Annotated in this window: 12 protein-coding genes and 3 pseudogenes; 6 read left to right on the forward strand and 9 right to left on the reverse strand. The window is 59.0% G+C overall.

Going from position 1 to position 16,915, the window contains the following annotated elements; translation table 11 throughout:
- Window position 1: 1 nt before the first annotated feature.
- Both ACTG1K_RS16270 and upp read right to left on the reverse strand, forming a co-directional pair.
- Window positions 2-1,021, reverse strand: a complete 1,020-nt coding sequence (locus ACTG1K_RS16270) for a DUF2066 domain-containing protein (protein WP_270656641.1) — start codon at window positions 1,019-1,021, stop codon at window positions 2-4.
- Window positions 1,022-1,171: 150 nt separating this feature from the next.
- Window positions 1,172-1,798 carry a uracil phosphoribosyltransferase gene (gene upp / locus ACTG1K_RS16275; RefSeq protein ID WP_005334115.1) on the reverse strand — a complete coding sequence of 209 codons (627 nt, stop codon included), beginning with the start codon at window positions 1,796-1,798 and terminating at the stop codon, window positions 1,172-1,174.
- A gap of 176 nt (window positions 1,799-1,974) precedes the next feature.
- On the opposite strand from upp, the gene purM reads away from it, so the two are divergent.
- Both purM and purN read left to right on the forward strand, forming a co-directional pair.
- Window positions 1,975-3,012: a phosphoribosylformylglycinamidine cyclo-ligase gene (gene purM / locus ACTG1K_RS16280; RefSeq protein WP_021231046.1), complete on the forward strand. Its 1,038-nt coding sequence runs from the start codon at window positions 1,975-1,977 to the stop codon at window positions 3,010-3,012.
- On the forward strand, window positions 3,009-3,647 hold the full coding sequence (purN, locus tag ACTG1K_RS16285) for a phosphoribosylglycinamide formyltransferase (protein WP_005350686.1): 639 nt from the start codon (window positions 3,009-3,011) through the stop codon (window positions 3,645-3,647). Before purM ends, purN begins: the two co-directional genes overlap by 4 nt.
- Before the next feature lie 239 nt (window positions 3,648-3,886).
- On the opposite strand, the gene ACTG1K_RS16290 is transcribed toward purN, so the two are convergent.
- The 4 genes and pseudogenes from ACTG1K_RS16290 to ACTG1K_RS16305 form a co-directional block, all read right to left on the reverse strand.
- Window positions 3,887-4,648 (reverse strand): Nif3-like dinuclear metal center hexameric protein, encoded by a 762-nt coding sequence (locus tag ACTG1K_RS16290; protein WP_421298560.1) that lies wholly within the window; start codon window positions 4,646-4,648, stop codon window positions 3,887-3,889.
- Between the two features lie 141 nt (window positions 4,649-4,789).
- The gene (locus tag ACTG1K_RS16295) at window positions 4,790-6,133 is read right to left on the reverse strand and encodes a sigma-54-dependent transcriptional regulator (protein WP_111899698.1); all 1,344 of its coding nucleotides are present in this window, start codon (window positions 6,131-6,133) and stop codon (window positions 4,790-4,792) included.
- Window positions 6,130-7,164 carry a sensor histidine kinase gene (locus tag ACTG1K_RS16300; RefSeq protein ID WP_005334126.1) on the reverse strand — a complete coding sequence of 345 codons (1,035 nt, stop codon included), beginning with the start codon at window positions 7,162-7,164 and terminating at the stop codon, window positions 6,130-6,132. The genes ACTG1K_RS16295 and ACTG1K_RS16300 overlap by 4 nt, the downstream gene beginning before the upstream one ends.
- A 106-nt stretch (window positions 7,165-7,270) precedes the next feature.
- Window positions 7,271-7,462, reverse strand: a pseudogene (locus tag ACTG1K_RS16305) (helix-turn-helix domain-containing protein); the annotation flags it as partial.
- Between the two features lie 101 nt (window positions 7,463-7,563).
- Here ACTG1K_RS16305 and ACTG1K_RS16310 point away from each other — a divergent pair.
- A complete protein-coding gene (locus ACTG1K_RS16310; protein ID WP_041204923.1) occupies window positions 7,564-8,706 on the forward strand; it encodes an IS4-like element ISAs18 family transposase in 1,143 nt (380 codons plus the stop codon).
- Window positions 8,707-8,747: 41 nt separating this feature from the next.
- Here ACTG1K_RS16310 and ACTG1K_RS16315 read toward each other — a convergent pair.
- Window positions 8,748-9,962: pseudogene (locus ACTG1K_RS16315) on the reverse strand (sigma-54 dependent transcriptional regulator); the annotation flags it as partial.
- A gap of 268 nt (window positions 9,963-10,230) precedes the next feature.
- On the reverse strand, window positions 10,231-11,109 hold the full coding sequence (locus ACTG1K_RS16320; protein WP_374885246.1) for a DUF2726 domain-containing protein: 879 nt from the start codon (window positions 11,107-11,109) through the stop codon (window positions 10,231-10,233).
- Window positions 11,110-11,305: 196 nt separating this feature from the next.
- Here ACTG1K_RS16320 and ACTG1K_RS16325 point away from each other — a divergent pair.
- The 3 genes and pseudogenes from ACTG1K_RS16325 (at window position 11,306) to ppx (ending at window position 15,445) form a co-directional block, all read left to right on the forward strand.
- Window positions 11,306-11,821 (forward strand): annotated as a pseudogene (locus ACTG1K_RS16325) (glycine cleavage system protein R).
- A gap of 74 nt (window positions 11,822-11,895) precedes the next feature.
- A complete protein-coding gene (gene ppk1, locus ACTG1K_RS16330) occupies window positions 11,896-13,965 on the forward strand; it encodes a polyphosphate kinase 1 (RefSeq protein WP_005350671.1) in 2,070 nt (689 codons plus the stop codon).
- A complete protein-coding gene (gene ppx / locus ACTG1K_RS16335; protein ID WP_204483821.1) occupies window positions 13,955-15,445 on the forward strand; it encodes an exopolyphosphatase in 1,491 nt (496 codons plus the stop codon). The genes ppk1 and ppx overlap by 11 nt, the downstream gene beginning before the upstream one ends.
- A 60-nt stretch (window positions 15,446-15,505) precedes the next feature.
- Here ppx and mgtE read toward each other — a convergent pair whose 3' ends face one another.
- Entirely contained in the window at window positions 15,506-16,849 is a 1,344-nt protein-coding gene (mgtE, locus tag ACTG1K_RS16340; protein WP_203116249.1) for a magnesium transporter, read from the reverse strand.
- Window positions 16,850-16,915 lie beyond the last annotated feature (66 nt).

Below are 16,915 nucleotides of genomic sequence, written 5' to 3' on the forward strand. Positions count from 1 at the left end.
ATCAGGGCTGCGACCATTGGTAACGCAAACCGCTGCCATTATCGTCAACCTTGCGCAAACGACTCTCAAGTTGCAGCGCCCGCACCAATTCGGCCTGATCCCCTTGCAGAGTAAAGTTGAAGGTGACCTGGTCCCCCTCCAGCTTGCCGATCGCCACCTTGCTGACGTTGGCCATCCCCTGCAGCATCTTCTGCACGGCGATCATGCTGTCCACTTCGGAGAGGCCATCCACCACCAGGGTCTGGCTGGTTGCCGGACCAGAAATGCGGGCACCGTAGTTTTTCACCAGCCAGGCCGCCAGGGTATCGGCAAACCCTTGCGCCACTTCGGCCTGAGTGCCGGTGTTATTGCCACGGGTCAACTCGGCCACTTCACCGGCCGCTTTGGGGCCATAGAGTCCCCAATCGATGCTCCACTTGTCACCTTCCGGTGTCAGCTTGCCCAACACCACCATCTCGGCGCCATAGCGCTGGCTCGCATGCAAAATCGGGTCGGCAAAGCGTCCCCAGACGTCGGTGGCACTGACCGCCATGTTGTCATCGAGATCCATCAGCGGAATGCTGATGGGCAGCCCCAGCATCTGGGCCTGCTCGCGCAAGGCTTGCGCCCAACCATCGCTGGATTGATCCGCCAGCAAGCGACGCTCACCCTGATCCACCACCAGCCAGATGGCCATTTGGGGACGAGCTGGGCCAAGCAGGGCAAACTGGCTCTCGGAGACCAGGCTGTTGACCTTGTCACTCTTGAACTCGGCTTTCAGATACTTGACGGAGTCCTGATCCTGATAGCCATAGCTTTTGACATAGTCGCCCGGGGCCGCCAGCGCCTTGACCACCACCGGCTGGGTGAGGATGTCGCGCTTGCCGGTCACCTTGATCAGCACCTGACCCAGTGCCTGCCCTTGAGCGGCCACCATGTCACCACTGGTCGGTGCCTTGCCCTGATAGAGGTCGGTCACCTGAGCGGCCGAGGCCATGAATGACAAGCCGCAGCAGAGGGCGGTCACAACACGTTTGAACATGAACAGAGTCTCGAAATGGGAGAGTGTGCTTATGGTAGCGGCAAGGCGCATCCTGCGGCAAGGCTGGCACAAGCGGCCACAAACAGCAGAGCCGGCGATGCGCCGGCTCCGATCACCCCTTCCACATGGGAAGCAGGTCAAGGCATAAACTTATTTGGTACCGAAGATCTTGTCGCCTGCATCGCCCAGACCCGGCACGATGTAGCCTTTCTCGTTCAGCCCCTGGTCGACAGAAGCGCAGTAGAGCTCTACGTCAGGGTGAGCCGCTTCCAGCGCCTTGATCCCTTCCGGCGCGGCAACCAGTACCAGCACCTTGATGGATTGGCAGCCTTTCTTCTTCAGCAGATCGATGGTGGCGATCATGGAGCCGCCGGTGGCCAGCATCGGATCGATGACCAGCGCCAGACGCTCTTCGATGTTGCTGACGATCTTCTCGAAATAGGGAACCGGTTGCAGGGTCTCTTCATCGCGGTAGATACCGACCACGCTGACGCGGGCGCTCGGCATGTGCTCCAGCACGCCATCCATCATGCCAAGGCCGGCACGCAGGATAGGTACGACGGTTACCTTCTTGCCTTTGATCTGGTCAACTTCTACTGGCCCATTCCAGCCATCGATGATAACCTTCTCGGTTTCGAAGTCAGAGGTCGCTTCATAGGTCAACAAACTGCCCACTTCTTTGGCCAGTTCACGGAAACGCTTGGTGCTGATATCGCCTTCACGCATCAGACCGATCTTGTGTTTGACCAGGGGGTGTTTGACTTCAACGACTTTCATTATTATCTCCTCTAACCTGCCGCAAAAAAATCGCGGAATCATACAACAAAAGCCACCGCTTGTAGAGCATTTCCGCGCAAAAACGCGCAAACGATTTCCTTTCTGGTTTTTCACCGCCACTGTTAGAATACGCCCCGAATTTTACCCTCCACTTCTTTACATGACGGGGAATACTCGTGACTGACAAAACCTCACTGAGCTACAAGGATGCTGGCGTAGATATCGATGCCGGCAATGCACTGGTTGAACGTATCAAGGGCGTGTCAAAGCGCACTCGTCGTCCTGAAGTCCTTGGTGGTCTTGGCGGCTTTGGGGCCTTGTGTCAAATCCCTGCGGGCTACAAGGAGCCGGTCCTGGTCTCCGGAACCGATGGTGTGGGCACCAAGCTGCGGCTGGCCATCGACCTGAAGAAGCACGACACCGTGGGCATCGATCTGGTGGCCATGTGCGTCAATGACCTGATCGTACAGGGCGCCGAGCCGCTGTTCTTCCTCGACTACTATGCAACCGGCAAGCTGGACGTGGACACCGCAGCCGCGGTGGTCACCGGGATCGGTGCCGGTTGCGAGCAATCAGGCTGTGCCCTGGTGGGCGGCGAGACCGCCGAGATGCCGGGTATGTATGAAGGGGAAGACTACGACATCGCCGGTTTCTGCGTCGGTGTGGTGGAGAAGAGCGAAATCATCGACGGCAGCAAGGTCGGTGAAGGGGATGCCCTGATCGCGCTGGCTGCCAGCGGCCCTCACTCCAACGGCTTCTCCCTGATCCGTAAAATTCTGGAAGTCTCCAAAGCCGACGTGCATCAGCCGCTGGGTGACACCACTCTGGCCAACGCCCTGCTGGAGCCGACCCGCATCTATGTGAAACCTGTGCTCAAGCTCATCAAGGAGTGCGAGATCCACGCCCTCTCCCACATCACCGGCGGTGGCTTCTGGGAGAACATCCCCCGTGTCCTGCCCGCCAACACCCAAGCGGTGATCGATGAGCAGAGCTGGCAGTGGCCGGCGGTGTTCAGCTGGCTGCAGCAGGCTGGCAACGTCACCCGTCACGAGATGTATCGCACCTTCAACTGCGGCGTCGGCATGATCATCGCCCTGCCCGCCAACCAGCTGGAGAAGGCGCTGACCCTGCTCAAGGCAGAAGGCGAGAACGCATGGCACATCGGTCATATCGCCAAGGCAGCAGACGGTGAGGAGCAGGTCGTCATCAAATGATGCGGATCCTCGTCCTAATCTCTGGCAGCGGCAGCAACCTGCAGGCGATCCTCGACCACTGCGCCAGCGGCAAGATTGCCGGTGAAGTGGTCGGCGTTATCAGCAACAAGGCCGATGCCTATGGTCTGGTTCGCGCCAAAGAAGCTGGCGTGGCGACCTCCATTCTGGCCCAGCAGCAGTTTGCCAGCCGGGAGGAGTATGACGCCGCCCTGCTGGCGCTGATGGCAGACTATCAGCCGGATCTGGTGGTGCTGGCCGGGTTTATGCGGATATTGAGCGGCGATCTGGTGCGCCATTTCGCCGGCAGAATGATCAATATCCACCCCTCCCTGCTGCCCAAGTATCAGGGCCTGCACACCCACCAGCGCGCTATCGATGCCGGTGATAGTGAGCATGGCGCCAGCGTCCACTTCGTCACCGAAGAGCTGGATGGTGGCCCGGTTATCCTGCAGGCCCGCGTGCCCATCTTTGAAGGGGACACTGCGGACGAGGTAGCGGCACGGGTACAGGCGCAGGAGCACAGCATCTACCCGCTGGTGGTGCGCTGGTTCTGCGAAGGCAGGCTGCAGATGGTGGACGGCGCTGTGCAACTGGATGGCGCCCTGCTGGGCCCCGCTGGTTACGCATGCGAGTAAGCAGACGCCTTGTCGAAATGTGAAAAAGGAGGCCGATGGCCTCCTTTTTGTTTCCTGAATTTTCCCACCACAGGCACAGGCTTAAACCTGTTCACGACCTGCAGCGAGAAACCGTCAACAAGGTTACAAGCTGCCCAGGAACCGGAGCGTATGGACATACGTGAGCACTCTTTGCTGTATACATAAGCGAGCAGCACATGAGCCTTGATCACGGTTTCATAGCCAGATCGTGGATAGGTTTAGACAGGATTGTCGATATCGATAAAGGTCACATCCAGCCCATGCACAGTCGCCAGCCACTCCCCCAGCGCCTTGACGCCGTAACGCTCGGTAGCGTGATGGCCCGCAGCGTAGAAGTGCATCCCCATCTCGCGAGCGGTGTGAATGGTCTGCTCGGAGGCTTCACCGGAGATAAAGGCATCGATGCCCTGCTCCGCCGCCAGATTGATGTAGCTCTGACCGCCACCGGTGCACCAGGCCACGGAACGGATAAGCTCGGGGCCGCTGTCGCCACAATAGAGTGGTTCACGGCCAAGGCGCTCGGCAATCAGCTTGGCAAAATCGCTGCCGCTCATCGGCTCTTCCAGCTTGCCCACCATGGCGACGCTCTTGCTGTTCCACGGCTCCAGACCGCGACGCACCTTGATGTCGAGCAGCTTGGCGAGCTGGGCGTTGTTACCCACCTCGGGGTGGACATCCAGCGGCAAATGGTAGGCAAACAGGTTGATATCGTGGGTCAGCAGGGTCTTGAGCCGACGCTGCTTCATGCCGGTGATCTGGGCCGGTTCACCGCTCCAGAAGTAGCCGTGATGAACCAGAATGGCATCGGCTTCGGCAGCCACCGCCGCGTCAATCAGCGCCTGACTGGCTGTGACACCGGTCACCACCTTGCGAATGCGCTCGCGCCCCTCCACTTGCATGCCGTTAGGGCAGTAATCCTTGATGGCGTGCGGTTCGAGCAGATGGTTCAGTACGGTTTCGAGTTTTCGATGAGAGATCATAGGGGTCCCTTATTAAGGCTCGGTCCCCTGCTTTACCAATAAAAACAGGGCCCAGGCTCAAAACGCCAAGGGCCCCATGATAATCGAGCCGGGCCGTCAAGACCATGACAGCCCCCACACAGTGCGGTTTCCCTCTCGGCCTCAGGCTGGCAGGTCGATCCCCGCCTCCCGCATCTGGGCCAGCTTGTAGCGCAGGGTGCGCGGGCTGATGCCGAGTCGGTCGGCCACCGCCTTGCGGCTGCCGTTACAATCTTGCAGGGTGTCGAGGATGATCTGGTGCTCCTGCTGCTTGAGCTCGCTGCCGAGGCGATCGCCACCATAGCTGCGCTCCACGCTGACAAACTCCATCTCCTGCTCATCCAGCTCCTCCAGAATGAGGTGGTCACAATCAATGACCCCGTCGGGGCTGAGGATCAGGGCACGCTGTACCACGTTGTCCAACTCCCGCACGTTGCCGGGCCAGGGGTGAGCCAGCAGCCGTACCCTCGAGGCATCCGTCAACTGTGGTGTCGGCAGCCCCTGCTGACTGGCATGAAGCGCCAGCAGATGTTCCGCCAGCGGCAGAATGTCGCCGGGCCGCTCGCACAGGGCAGACCAGCGCAGCGGAAAGACGTTGAGGCGATAGTAGAGATCTTCGCGGAACAGGCCATCCTGCACCGCTTTTTTCAAATCCCGGTTGCTGGTGGCGATGACCCGCACATCCAGCGGGATCATCTTGCGACTGCCGAGCCGCTCCACCTCTTTCTCCTGCAACACCCGCAGCAATTTGGCTTGCAGCCCCTGATCCATCTCGGTGATCTCGTCAAGCAGCAGGGTGCCCCCCTGCGCCTGTTCGAACTTGCCCGGGCACCCCTGTACCGCACCGGTGAAGGCGCCCTTCTCGTAGCCAAACAGGGTCGCCTCCAGCATGTTTTCCGGAATGGCGGCGCAGTTGATGGCGACGAAGGGCTGCTCGGCGCGGCTGGAGTTATCGTGAATGTAACGGGCCAGCACCTCTTTCCCCGTCCCGCTCGGGCCGGTCACCATCACGGTCGCTTCGCTTCTGGCCACCCGGGTCGCCAGCTGGAACAGCTCGGCAGTTTTGGGATCCCCGTAGACCACAGCGCGTTTCTCCACCTTCTGGGCGGGCACATAGCGGCTGACCTGATTAAGCAGCACCTCCGGCGAGAACGGCTTGGCCAGATAGTCGATGGCCCCTTCACGCATGGCGCGCACCGCGCCGTCGATATTGGCGTAGGCGGTCATCAGCAGCACAGGTATCTGCGGATATTGCTGGCGGATAGTAGCCAGCAGAGTGAGACCGTCCATCCCCCCCATCTGGATATCGGAGATCACCATGTCAAATGGCTGACGGGAGAGGGCCAGCAGAGCCCGCTCGCCGCTGTCCGCTTCACGGCACTCATAACCGCCGAGCAAAAGGGTATCCACCAGCGCTTCGCGCAGACCATTGTCATCTTCAACTACCAGGATCCTGGCCTGTGTCATGCTACACCTCCAAGCTGCACCGGTTGCTGATGCAGGGGGAACGACAGAGTAAAGCAGGTGCCCTCACCGGGAACCGAGGCCACACCGACCTCCCCCTGATGGGCACGCACTACAGATTGCACCACCGCCAGCCCGAGACCAGTGCCTTGGGAGCGAGTGGTAAAGAAGGGTTCGAATACCTGACCGAGCTGATGGGAAGGGATCCCCTTGCCATTATCAATGACCCGCATCTCCACCCGGGCACCGCTGCGCACCGCGCTGACCAAGAGTGAGGTGGCCCCTGCCTGCTGGGCATTGGCAATCAAGTTGTTGATGGCCCCCGCCAGCGCACTGCTGTTAGCCAGCAGGCAGAGATCGGGCTCCGGCGCCTCCATGTGCAGCTCGCAGCCCTGCTGCTGGCAGAAGGCCTCGGCTCCGGCCTGCACTTCGGCCAGCAGCCCTTGTACCGAGATGGGAGTGACCACCTGATTGTCACCGTTGCGGGCGAACAGTAGGATGTCGTTGATCTGCTTCTCCAGATCCTGCAAACGGGCCATCAGCTTTTGCTGAAACTGAGTGCGGGATTCCGGCTTGAGGGTGCGGTTGGCCAGGTTTGCGGCATAAAGCATGGCAGCGGAGAGCGGCGTGCGGATCTGGTGGGCGAGCGAGGCCGCCATATTGCCCAGCGCCGACAGCCGCTTCATGTGGTTGATGCGGTCTTGCAGTTTACGGGTTTCGGTCAGGTCATTGATAAAAACCAGCTGGCCGGGCTGATCCGGCAGCGGTTGGGTAGAGAGCTGGACCCGGCGCCCGTCACGCAGGGAGATCTCGTGGCCATCATCCTCGCGCGGCTCGAAGCAGCGGGCAATGATATGACGCCAGAGCTCCCCTTCCAGCGGCTCCCCCAGCAGGGAGATGGCAGCCGGATTCGCGCGCGTGACCACCCCAGCCCCGTCAAGCAGCAACACCCCTGTGGGGAGCGCCTTGAAGATGGCATAGAGCTGGCTCACTTCGTGGGACTGGAGTGGCATGTCCTGCTGCTGGATTGTCATAAACCTGACCTCAAACTGGCTATTGGGTCAGGTTATTCAATTTCCATGCCACTAAATTATATGAATTAAAACAATGAATTGCGCATGAGCGTCAAGGCTTTGACCCTCAGACGTCCTTGCTCATCCCGTACTTTTTCATCTTCTCCACCAAGGTGGTACGGCGCATGCCGAGCAGATCGGCGGCGCGGGCCACCACCCCGTCCTGAGACTCCAGCGCCTGACGGATCAGCTCCACTTCGAGGTCGGCCAGCATCTCTTTGAGGTTGACCCCCTCCTCCGGCAGCTGCATGGTGCGAGCCGAGGCGAGGCTTAACCATCCCCTCATATGAGCGAGGCGTGGCGCGGCTTCTGAGGTATGATCGCCATCCTTGACCAGCTAATACCCAACAGACTATCCCCATGTTTAACCACGAACTAATCCTCAACCACATCGACGATATATTTGGACAGGACATGCATGCTAAGCGTGTTCTTTCCCTCGCCAATGCTACCCTCGGGGTTATCGAGTCAGGTTCACTGGCCATCCACGCCATCGGTAGTGGCCTCTCCTTGGCCAACGGTCTCGAACGTAAACATGCGGTTAAACAGGTGGATCGCCTGCTCACTAACACCAAGCTCAATGTCTGGAGCCTCTTTGACGATTGGGTGCCCTATGTGGTCGGTGAACGTACCGAGATCGTAGTCTCCATGGACTGGACCGAATTCGATGCCGATGATCACAGTACCTTGGTTATCAGCCTGCAAACCAACCACGGTCGCAGTACTCCGCTGCTGTGGAAAACCCATCGGAAATCGTTGCTCAAAGGGCAACGCAATGCCCATGAGAAAGAGCTGCTCACCAAGCTCAAGCAGACGTTGCCAGAGGGTATCTTCGTGACGGTAGTAGCTGACCGCGGCTTTGGTTACATGGAGCTGTTCGAACGCCTGGAGCAAGAGCTAGGCTTTGCTTATCTCATTAGATTTAAAGGAAATGTTTTGGTTGGTTACCCTGGTGTAGAGCAGGTTCCAGCTCGGGACTGGCTAACGCCGACCGGGCGCACCCGAACCCTCAAAGCGGTGGAGCTAACTGGGCAGCGACAGCCTGTCGAACGGGTCTATTGTTGTCATAAGAGTGGCATGAAAGACGCGTGGTTTCTGGCCAGTAACCGGACCGACCTGAGCGCCGCCAAGGCGTTGCAACTATACGGCCAGCGCTGGGGTATCGAGACCAGTTTTCGTGATATCAAAGATTACAAATTCGGCATGGGTATGGGAGATGTGCACATCAGTAATCCGGTCCGGCGCGACCGACTGTTTTTATTCAGTGCCCTGGCCATCGTCTTGCTGACGCTGCTGGGTAAGGCTGGAGACAGTGTCGGTCTAGAGAGAACGATCAAGGTCAATACCAGCAAGAGCCGAACCTATTCGTTCTTTCGGCAAGGGGTCATCTATTACCAGTTGCTACCTAAAATGAAAGAAGCCAATGCGGTCTTGTTGATGGATAAATTTATCTACTACCTGAAGCAACACCGCTTATATACCCGCACACTTGGAATTATTTGAGTCTCTAAAAATGAGGGGATCTCTGAGGAGGCGAGGGCGTGATCCAGCTCGGGCGGATCCTGAAACACCGCCGCCAGCGCATCCCGTTCATCCATCTCGGTCAGCCGCTCATCCCGCGGCTCGCTCGGCAGCAGGCGATAACGGCTCGGCAGATCGGCCACATCGACGATCTGGTGCGGGTAGAGGATCAGCAGTCGCTCCAGCAGGTTAGAGAGCTCGCGCACGTTGCCGGGCCAGGGGTACTGCATCAACGACTCCAGCGCCCGCTGAGTCAGCCGAATAAAACCGTGGTGCTGCTCGGCATGGCGGTTGAGCAGCTCCTGCAGCAGCAGCGGGATGTCATCGATGCGATCCCGCAGCGGCGGCGTCTCTATGGGGAAAACGTTGAGGCGGTAGTAGAGATCTTCACGAAAACCCTGAGTGCGGATCATCGCCTCCAGATCCCGGTGGGTCGCCGCTATGATGCGCACATCGGCCTGAATGGGCTTGCCGCCACCGACCCGGTCGAACAACCGCTCCTGCAATACCCGCAGCAGTTTGACCTGCATCGGCATCGGCATGTCGCCGATCTCGTCGAGGAACAGGGTGCCCCCCTGCGCCAGCTCGAAGCGACCGCGACGGGCTGCGATGGCGCCGGTAAACGCCCCCTTCTCATGGCCAAACAGTTCGCTCTCCAGCAATTCGGCCGGAATAGCGCCGCAGTTGATGGGCACGAAGGGGCCACTGCTGCGGGAAGAGAGTTCGTGGATAGCGCGAGCCACCACCTCTTTACCGGTGCCGGACTCGCCGAGGATCAGCACGTTGGCATCGGTCTCGGCCACCTGGCTGATGAGGCGGCGTACCTCCTGGATCCCCTTCCCTTTGCCCACCAGCAAACGCAGCAGGGCCTGCCCCTTGTCATGGGTCTGCTGACGGGGATGCAAGGATACAAAGGCCTGACAGAAGTGCAGATGACGGGTGAGGGATTCATAGGTAAAGGGCGAGAGCGCGACCCCGATAAAGTTGCTGTTGGGCAGATCGGCCTCAACCAGCGAGAGGAAGGGAGTACGGGGGAAAGCGGTCAGCAGCTCTGACAAGGGACGGTCGGTCAGCTCACCCACCAGCACCCCTTGCAGCGGACCGGAGGATTCGATGGCTACATCCAGATCGCTTTCTGCCACCTCCTGCCACGGGATCCCCATAAACGAGAGCACGGTTCCCAACTGTTGGCGCCGCTGCGCATCGGCATCAACAATCAACACGCCCATCTCCACCATATCCATTCCTCGCGATGTCCTGAACTAACTTATTGTTTTATTTGATGATAAAACAGCTACCGACTGTCTTTTTGCTGGCACACAAAGTGCCAAAATTCCGACACATTGTCAAAAATTGTCGTATTCAGGCTAAGTGTATCGACAGAAACGGGAGATTAGATAAATTTTGCCGAGGAATTTTCTGCATTGGCGCCGTTAACAAACGCAGCCAAAAGCGGAAAGAAAACTGCCCTCGTCAGAGGGCAGCATGGGACACAGTGAAGCGCTCTCAGTGGCGATTATGGTGGTGCGGCGCCGCGTAACGACACTCGGGAAAACGGCTGCAAGCCAGAAAGAGTCGACCGGCGTGGGGGCCTTTTTTCGCCTCCCGCTCCACCAGCGGCGCATCACAACGAGGGCAGTGGTGCACTTCATGCTCCTCGTCATCCTCTACATCGGCGAACAGGCTATCGACCAGCTCACCCTCACTCTGTGGCGCCTCACCCCCCCCCTTGGACTGGATGACGGGCTCGTGAAATGGCGCGGGCGAGATCGCCTCGGCATGGGGAGTGCGGCCACGCATCCCGGCACCAACATCCACGCCGTCCAGCAACAGAGGGTTGAACGTCGGCTCGCGGCGCGCCCCGTGCGGCAGATCGTCGATCACCGGTTCGCTGGTTTTGACCAGCAGCGGCAGGATCTGTTCGCGCAGTTCTTCCACCAGATAGCTGGCACTTGCCGGGATCTGCAGCAACGGCAGACCGGCGCTGTCACAGGCAGTTTTCAGAAAGAGATCCCGCGCCTTGCGCTTCTGGTGACGATGGGAGCTGTCATCGAGTTCGATGGCGCAGATAAAGGAGAGATCCGCAGGGTGGCAAAGCAGATAGTCGAAATGCTTGGCGCTGATCTTGTTGAAATGCTGCTGCCATTTGCTTTTGCCGATCCCGGCCTGCGGCGTCAGCACATCGGCCACCCGCACCTTGGCAAAGACCCGGGCCTTGTCACCCACCGCCAGATCCAGCACCCCGAGGAAGGATCGCTCGGCGGGACTGAACAGGGTCTCCTGCACATCATAGGGCAGGCGCTTTTGCTGTCTGCCTCTGCTCCAGAAGATCGCCAGCACAAGCAGCGCCAGCAACAACAATCCCGATAGGACAAGGGTATTCATGAGAGCACGATCCAGTTCACGACACGAAAGGGGAATTACTTTACCACAGCCGCCACGGAGCAAGGCAGCAGACCCGTGTATAGAAAGTGAAAAGTCCCGTCTTTTTATCTATTTGTCAGCAGGCGGGGGTTCATATGACCAGCCCCAGCAGGCACAATAGGGATAGAGCAAGAAATCCCATTTCAAGGAGAGCAGGATGCAAAAGCAATTGGTGGTCACCGTGATCGGTGCAGACAAACCCGGGATCGTCGAGAGTCTGGCTGCAGTCATCAGCCGCGAGCAGGGCAACTGGCTGGGCAGCGCCATGAGCGAACTGGCGGGACAGTTTGCCGGTATCCTCCATGTCTCTGTCCCCGATGAGCACTATCGCAGCCTGTGCGAAGCACTGGCCCTGCTACCGGGTCTGACCATCAGCTTTGCCGAAGGGACACCGACCACCGAGCCAGCCCATCAAGTCATGATGACGGTGACCGGCAACGACCGCCCCGGTATCGTCCATGAAGTAGCCAGCATCCTGCGCTAGCTCGAGATCAACGTGGCCGATCTCACCACTGGCTGTGAACCGGCTCCCCACTCCGGCGCCCCGCTCTTCTATGCCCATGCGCTGGTTGCTCTGCCCGACGGGCTCGCGATGGATACGCTTATCACCGCGCTGGAATCCCTCTCCGACGATCTGGTGGTCGACATCGACGAAGCGTTCAGCGAGCAGTAACAATACTGTCATTTATTTGTCATATATTAACACCATAACTGCCGCGCAGACGCGACCTGAAACAGAGGCACAAGATGAGCACCGACAAGCAGTATGAAGAGAAAGAGCTGAGCTGGCTCTCATTCAATGAACGGGTGTTGCAAGAGGCAATGGACAAGACGGTGCCCCTCATCGAGCGGGTTCGTTTTCTGGGGATCTTCTCCTCCAACCAGGATGAGTTCTTCAAGGTACGGGTATCGGACGTCAAGCGTCGCATCCTCATCAATGAAGTACATGGTGGCGACGATGAAGCGAAAGTGCTGCTGCGCGCCATCCAGCAAAAAGTGATGGCGCTCGGTGAAGCGTTCGACAACACCTATAAAGAACTGTTGATTGCGCTGGCCCGCCACAACATCTTTCTGGTCAACGAGAACCAGCTCTCCGATGCCATTCAGAAGTGGCTGCGGGTCTTCTTCAAGGAGAAGGTGCTGCGTCACATCATCCCGATCCTGCTCAACAAAGAGGTCAATCCGGTCAAATTCCTCAAGGATGAGTACACCTATCTGGCCATCGAGATGAAGAAGAACGGTCAGGTGATCCAGTACGCCCTAGTGGAAGTGCCGACCGACGACCTGCCCCGCTTCTTCCAGCTGCCGCCGGAAGGGACCCGCCGCAAGAAGCAGATCATCATTCTGGATAACGTCATCCGCTTCTGCCTCGACGAGATCTTCAAAGGCTTCTTCGACTACGACGAGATTGCCGCCTATGCGGTGAAGCTGACCCGGGATGCCGAATATGATCTCTCCGACCAGCTGGACTTGAGCCTGGTGGACAAGATGAGTGACGGCTTGAAGCAGCGCCTCACCGCCATGCCGGTGCGCTTCGTCTACGAGCGGGAGATGCCCGCTGCCATGATAAGCTTCCTCAAGCTCAAGCTGCAGATCAGCTCCTACGACGCCATCATGCCGGGCGGACGCTATCACAACTTCAAGGATTTCATCGGCTTCCCCAACGTGGGCCGTGACTATCTGGAAAACCCCAAGCTGCCGGCCCTCGATTGCCGCGATTTTGACGGCTTCGTCAACGCCTTCGATGCGATTACCAAGCAGGATATCCTGCTCTACTACCCGTATCACAAGTTCCACCACTTCACCGAGCTGGTGCGCCAGGCGGCGTTCGACCCGGCGGTCAGCGCCATTCGCATCAATATCTACCGGGTGGCCAAGAAGTCGCGGATCATCCACTCCCTCATCGATGCCGCCAACAACGGCAAGAAGGTGACCGTGGTGGTCGAGCTGCGCGCCCGTTTCGACGAAGCGGCCAACATCGACTGGGCCAATATTCTCACCGATGCCGGGGTCAAGGTTGTGTTCGGGGTGCCGAGCCTCAAGATCCACTCCAAGCTCTGCCTCATCACCCGCCACGAAAATGGCGAGGCGGTGCGCTATGCCCATATCGGTACCGGCAACTTCAACGAGAAGACCGCCAAGATCTACACCGACTTCTCGCTGCTCACCCGCAATCCGGATATCACCGCCGAAGTGGAAGGGGTATTTGAATACATCGAGTACCCCTATAAGCGTTACAAATTCAACCACCTGCTGGTCTCCCCCATCAACAGCCGCCGTCAGCTCTATCGCCTCATCGACAACGAGCTCTCCAACGCCAAGGCGGGCCAGCCGAGCGGTATCATCCTCAAGATCAACAATCTGGTGGACAAGGATCTCATCAACCGGCTCTATGCCGCTGGGCAGGCCGGGGTGCCGATCCAGATGATCATCCGTGGCATGTGCGCCCTGCGTCCGGGCGTACCGGGCCTCAGTGACAACATCAAGGTGATCAGCATCATCGACCGCTTCCTCGAGCACCCGCGGGTGATGGTGTTCCACAACAAGGGCAACCCCCAGCTCTATATCTCCAGCGCCGACTGGATGAGCCGCAATATCGACGGCCGGATCGAGGTGGGCACCCCCATTTATGACGAGCGGCTCAAGCAGCGCATCATGGACATTCTCGAGCTACAACTGAGTGATACCTGCAAGGCGCGGGTCATCGATGCCGACCAGCAGAACGAATATGTGAAGCGGGGCAACCGCCGCAAGATCCGCTCTCAGGTGGCGATTTACGACTATCTCAAACGTATCGAGTCAAACAATGGACAATAGTCTCTATGCCGCCGTGGATCTCGGCTCCAACAGTTTTCATATGGTGATCGCCCATCTGAGCGAAGGGCGTTTTCGCATCGTCGATCGCATCAAGGAGCGAGTGCGGCTGGCGGAAGGGATGGATGAGCAAAAACGCATGAGCCCGGAGGCGATGGAACGCGGTCTCGCCTGCCTGTCGCTGTTTGCCGAGCGCCTCACCAATATCAAGCCGGATCAGATCCGCATCGCCGGTACCTACACATTGCGCCGTGCCAGCAACGCGCGCGAATTTGTGAGTGAAGCAGCCAAGGTGCTCAACCACCCCATCGAGATCATCAGCGGGCAGGAAGAAGCACGGCTCATCTATCAGGGGGTTGCCCATACCCAGCATATCGAGGGCCAGGTACTGGTGATCGATATCGGCGGCGGCAGCACCGAACTCATCATCGGTGAAGGGTTTGAACACAAGGCCCTCACCAGTCGCAAGATGGGCTGCGTCAGCTTTACCCAAAGCTTCTTTGCCAGCGGCAAGCTGAGCGACAAGCACTTCACCAATGCCGTGCTGGAGGCGCAGCACCAGCTCGCCCCCATCGTCAACCAGTACCGCAAGCTGGGCTGGCAGAGCTGCCTTGGCAGCTCAGGCTCCATTCGTACGGTACGGGATGTACTGCAAGGCGAAGGGCTGACTGACGGCAGCATTACGCTGGAGGGGTTGGAGCGGCTCAAGGCGCTGATGATTGAGCGCAAGCGAGTGGATAACCTCAAGCTGGTCGGGCTTACCGAGGAGCGTCAGGAGGTGTTTGCCGCTGCGGTCGCCATCCTGCTTGGCCTGTTTACCTCATTGCCCATCGAGCGGCTCGACTACTCCGATGGTGCTCTGCGCGAAGGATTGCTGTATGAGTTCGAGGAGCGCTTGCAGCACCACGATATTCGCGAGCGTACCGCACAGGCGCTCGGTACCCACTACCGGATGGACCGCAAACAAGCCGCCCGGGTGGAGCAGAGCGTGCTGACGTTGTTCGATGCCTTGCAAGAGCCCTGGCAGATGGAGGTAGAGCCCTATCGCGCCATCCTAGGCTGGGCGGCGCGGCTGCACGAAATTGGCCTTGCCATCAACTACAGCGGCATTCATCGCCACTCCGCCTATATCCTGCAACACACCGACCTGCCCGGCTTCAACCAGGACGATCAGGCCCTGCTGGCCGCGCTAGTACGCTTTCAGCGCAAGGGGCTAAAACTCTCCGAGCTGCCGCCCCTGCCCAACCACGACATGCAGACGGTGCTGCGCTGCATCCGCATCCTGCGCCTCGCAGTCGCCGCTCACCACAAGCGCCAGGACAACCTGCTGCCTGAGTGGAAAGTCGCAGTGCAAGGCGATCAGTTGGTCGTGACCCTGCCGATCGACTGGTGCGAAGAGAACCGTCTCCTGATGCAGAATCTGGAGAAAGAGCATCGTTATTGCCAGGAGCAGGGCTGGCCACTGTTGTTCCAGCTCGGCTAAACCGGAAAGATAAATACAAAAGGCAGCCCACTGGCTGCCTTTTTCATCTCAATCTCCCGGTTACTGCAACTCGGGCAACAACCACTTGGCCATCTCGAAGTAGATGATAAGGCCGGTGCCATCCACCAGTGTCGCGATGAATGGCGCAGAGACCACCGCCGGATCGATGCGGAAACGACGCAGCACCATGGGAATAATGGACGCGACCGTGGCACTCCAGAGCACGATGGCGATGATGGTAAAGGTCACCACCATGCCAATCTGGGGACCGACGCCGAGACTCCATGCCCGTACCCAGGCCGCCATGGCAATGGCACCCGAGATGAGCAGACCGGTGGAGAGCTCCTTTTTCAGCACTGTGCCGAGATTGCGCAGACTCACCTCCCCGACCGCCATGGCTCGTACTATGGTGGTGGTGATCTGGGTGCCGCTGTTACCACCAGTACCGATCAGCAAGGGGATAAAGAAAGCCAGCGCGATGGCCGCTTCCAGCTGCTCCTCAAATGCCCGCAGCACGGTGCCGGTGTAGGCTTCCGCCACAAACAGGATAAGCAGCCAGCCCACCCGTTTGCGCCACAGCTGCCAGGGCGTCGCCTGCAAGTAAGGGGTGTCGAGCGGTGATGAGCCCCCTTGCATCTCGGCATCCTCGGTGGATTCGAGCTCCAGAATATCCGCCGCATCATCGACGTGGAAAATACCGACCAGTCGCCCCTGATCCTCGACCGGCAATACCGACAGGTCGCGGTCGATCAGCAGACGCGCTGCCAGCTCCTGATCCGCACGGGCATTGATCCGCACCGTCTCCCGATCCATCAGGGTCGCGACACTGGCCAGCGGGTCAGCGATCAGCAAGGTCTTGAGGGAGAGGCTCCCTTGCAGACGACCATCCCCGTTGACCACATAGATATGGCGAAACAGCTGGGCATTGTCCCAGGCATCGTGGATCAGCTGTTTGGCGTGACCGACCGTGTCCTCCTCCCGCACCGCCAGATATTCGTGGCGCATGTTGGCCCCCACCGACTCGGTGGGCCAATCCAGCAGGGAGTAATACATGGCCTGCGCCTGGGTCGGGAAGCGAGCCAGCAACATGGTGCGATCCTGACGACTCAGTTTGCGCAGGATGGCGACCATATCACGGCGGGGAATGGCCTCCTGCAACACGCTGACGATGCTGCCATGGAGCCGCTGCAACAGGCGCCCGGCACTCTCGGCCGAGAGTGAGCCGAGCAGTTCGGCACCTTGCGGAATTGGCAGGGTATCAAAGATGCAGTTGAGCTCTTCCGGACGCAGGGTCAGCAGTTGATCGGCGCGCTGAACCGGATCCAGATTATGTTCCAGCCAACCCTGCAGGGCGGCCAGATCGAGCAGTTGGTGACGGTTAAGAATGGTATGTGTTTTCTTCATCACAGATATCCTCATGTGATTTCAGGCGAGCCTGAATGCCTCCGGAAATAGCCGGAGGCAACGACA

Origin of the sequence: Aeromonas sp. 102P (assembly GCF_051920345.1) — a bacterium.
Classification (GTDB): Bacteria; Pseudomonadota; Gammaproteobacteria; order Enterobacterales; family Aeromonadaceae; genus Aeromonas; species Aeromonas veronii.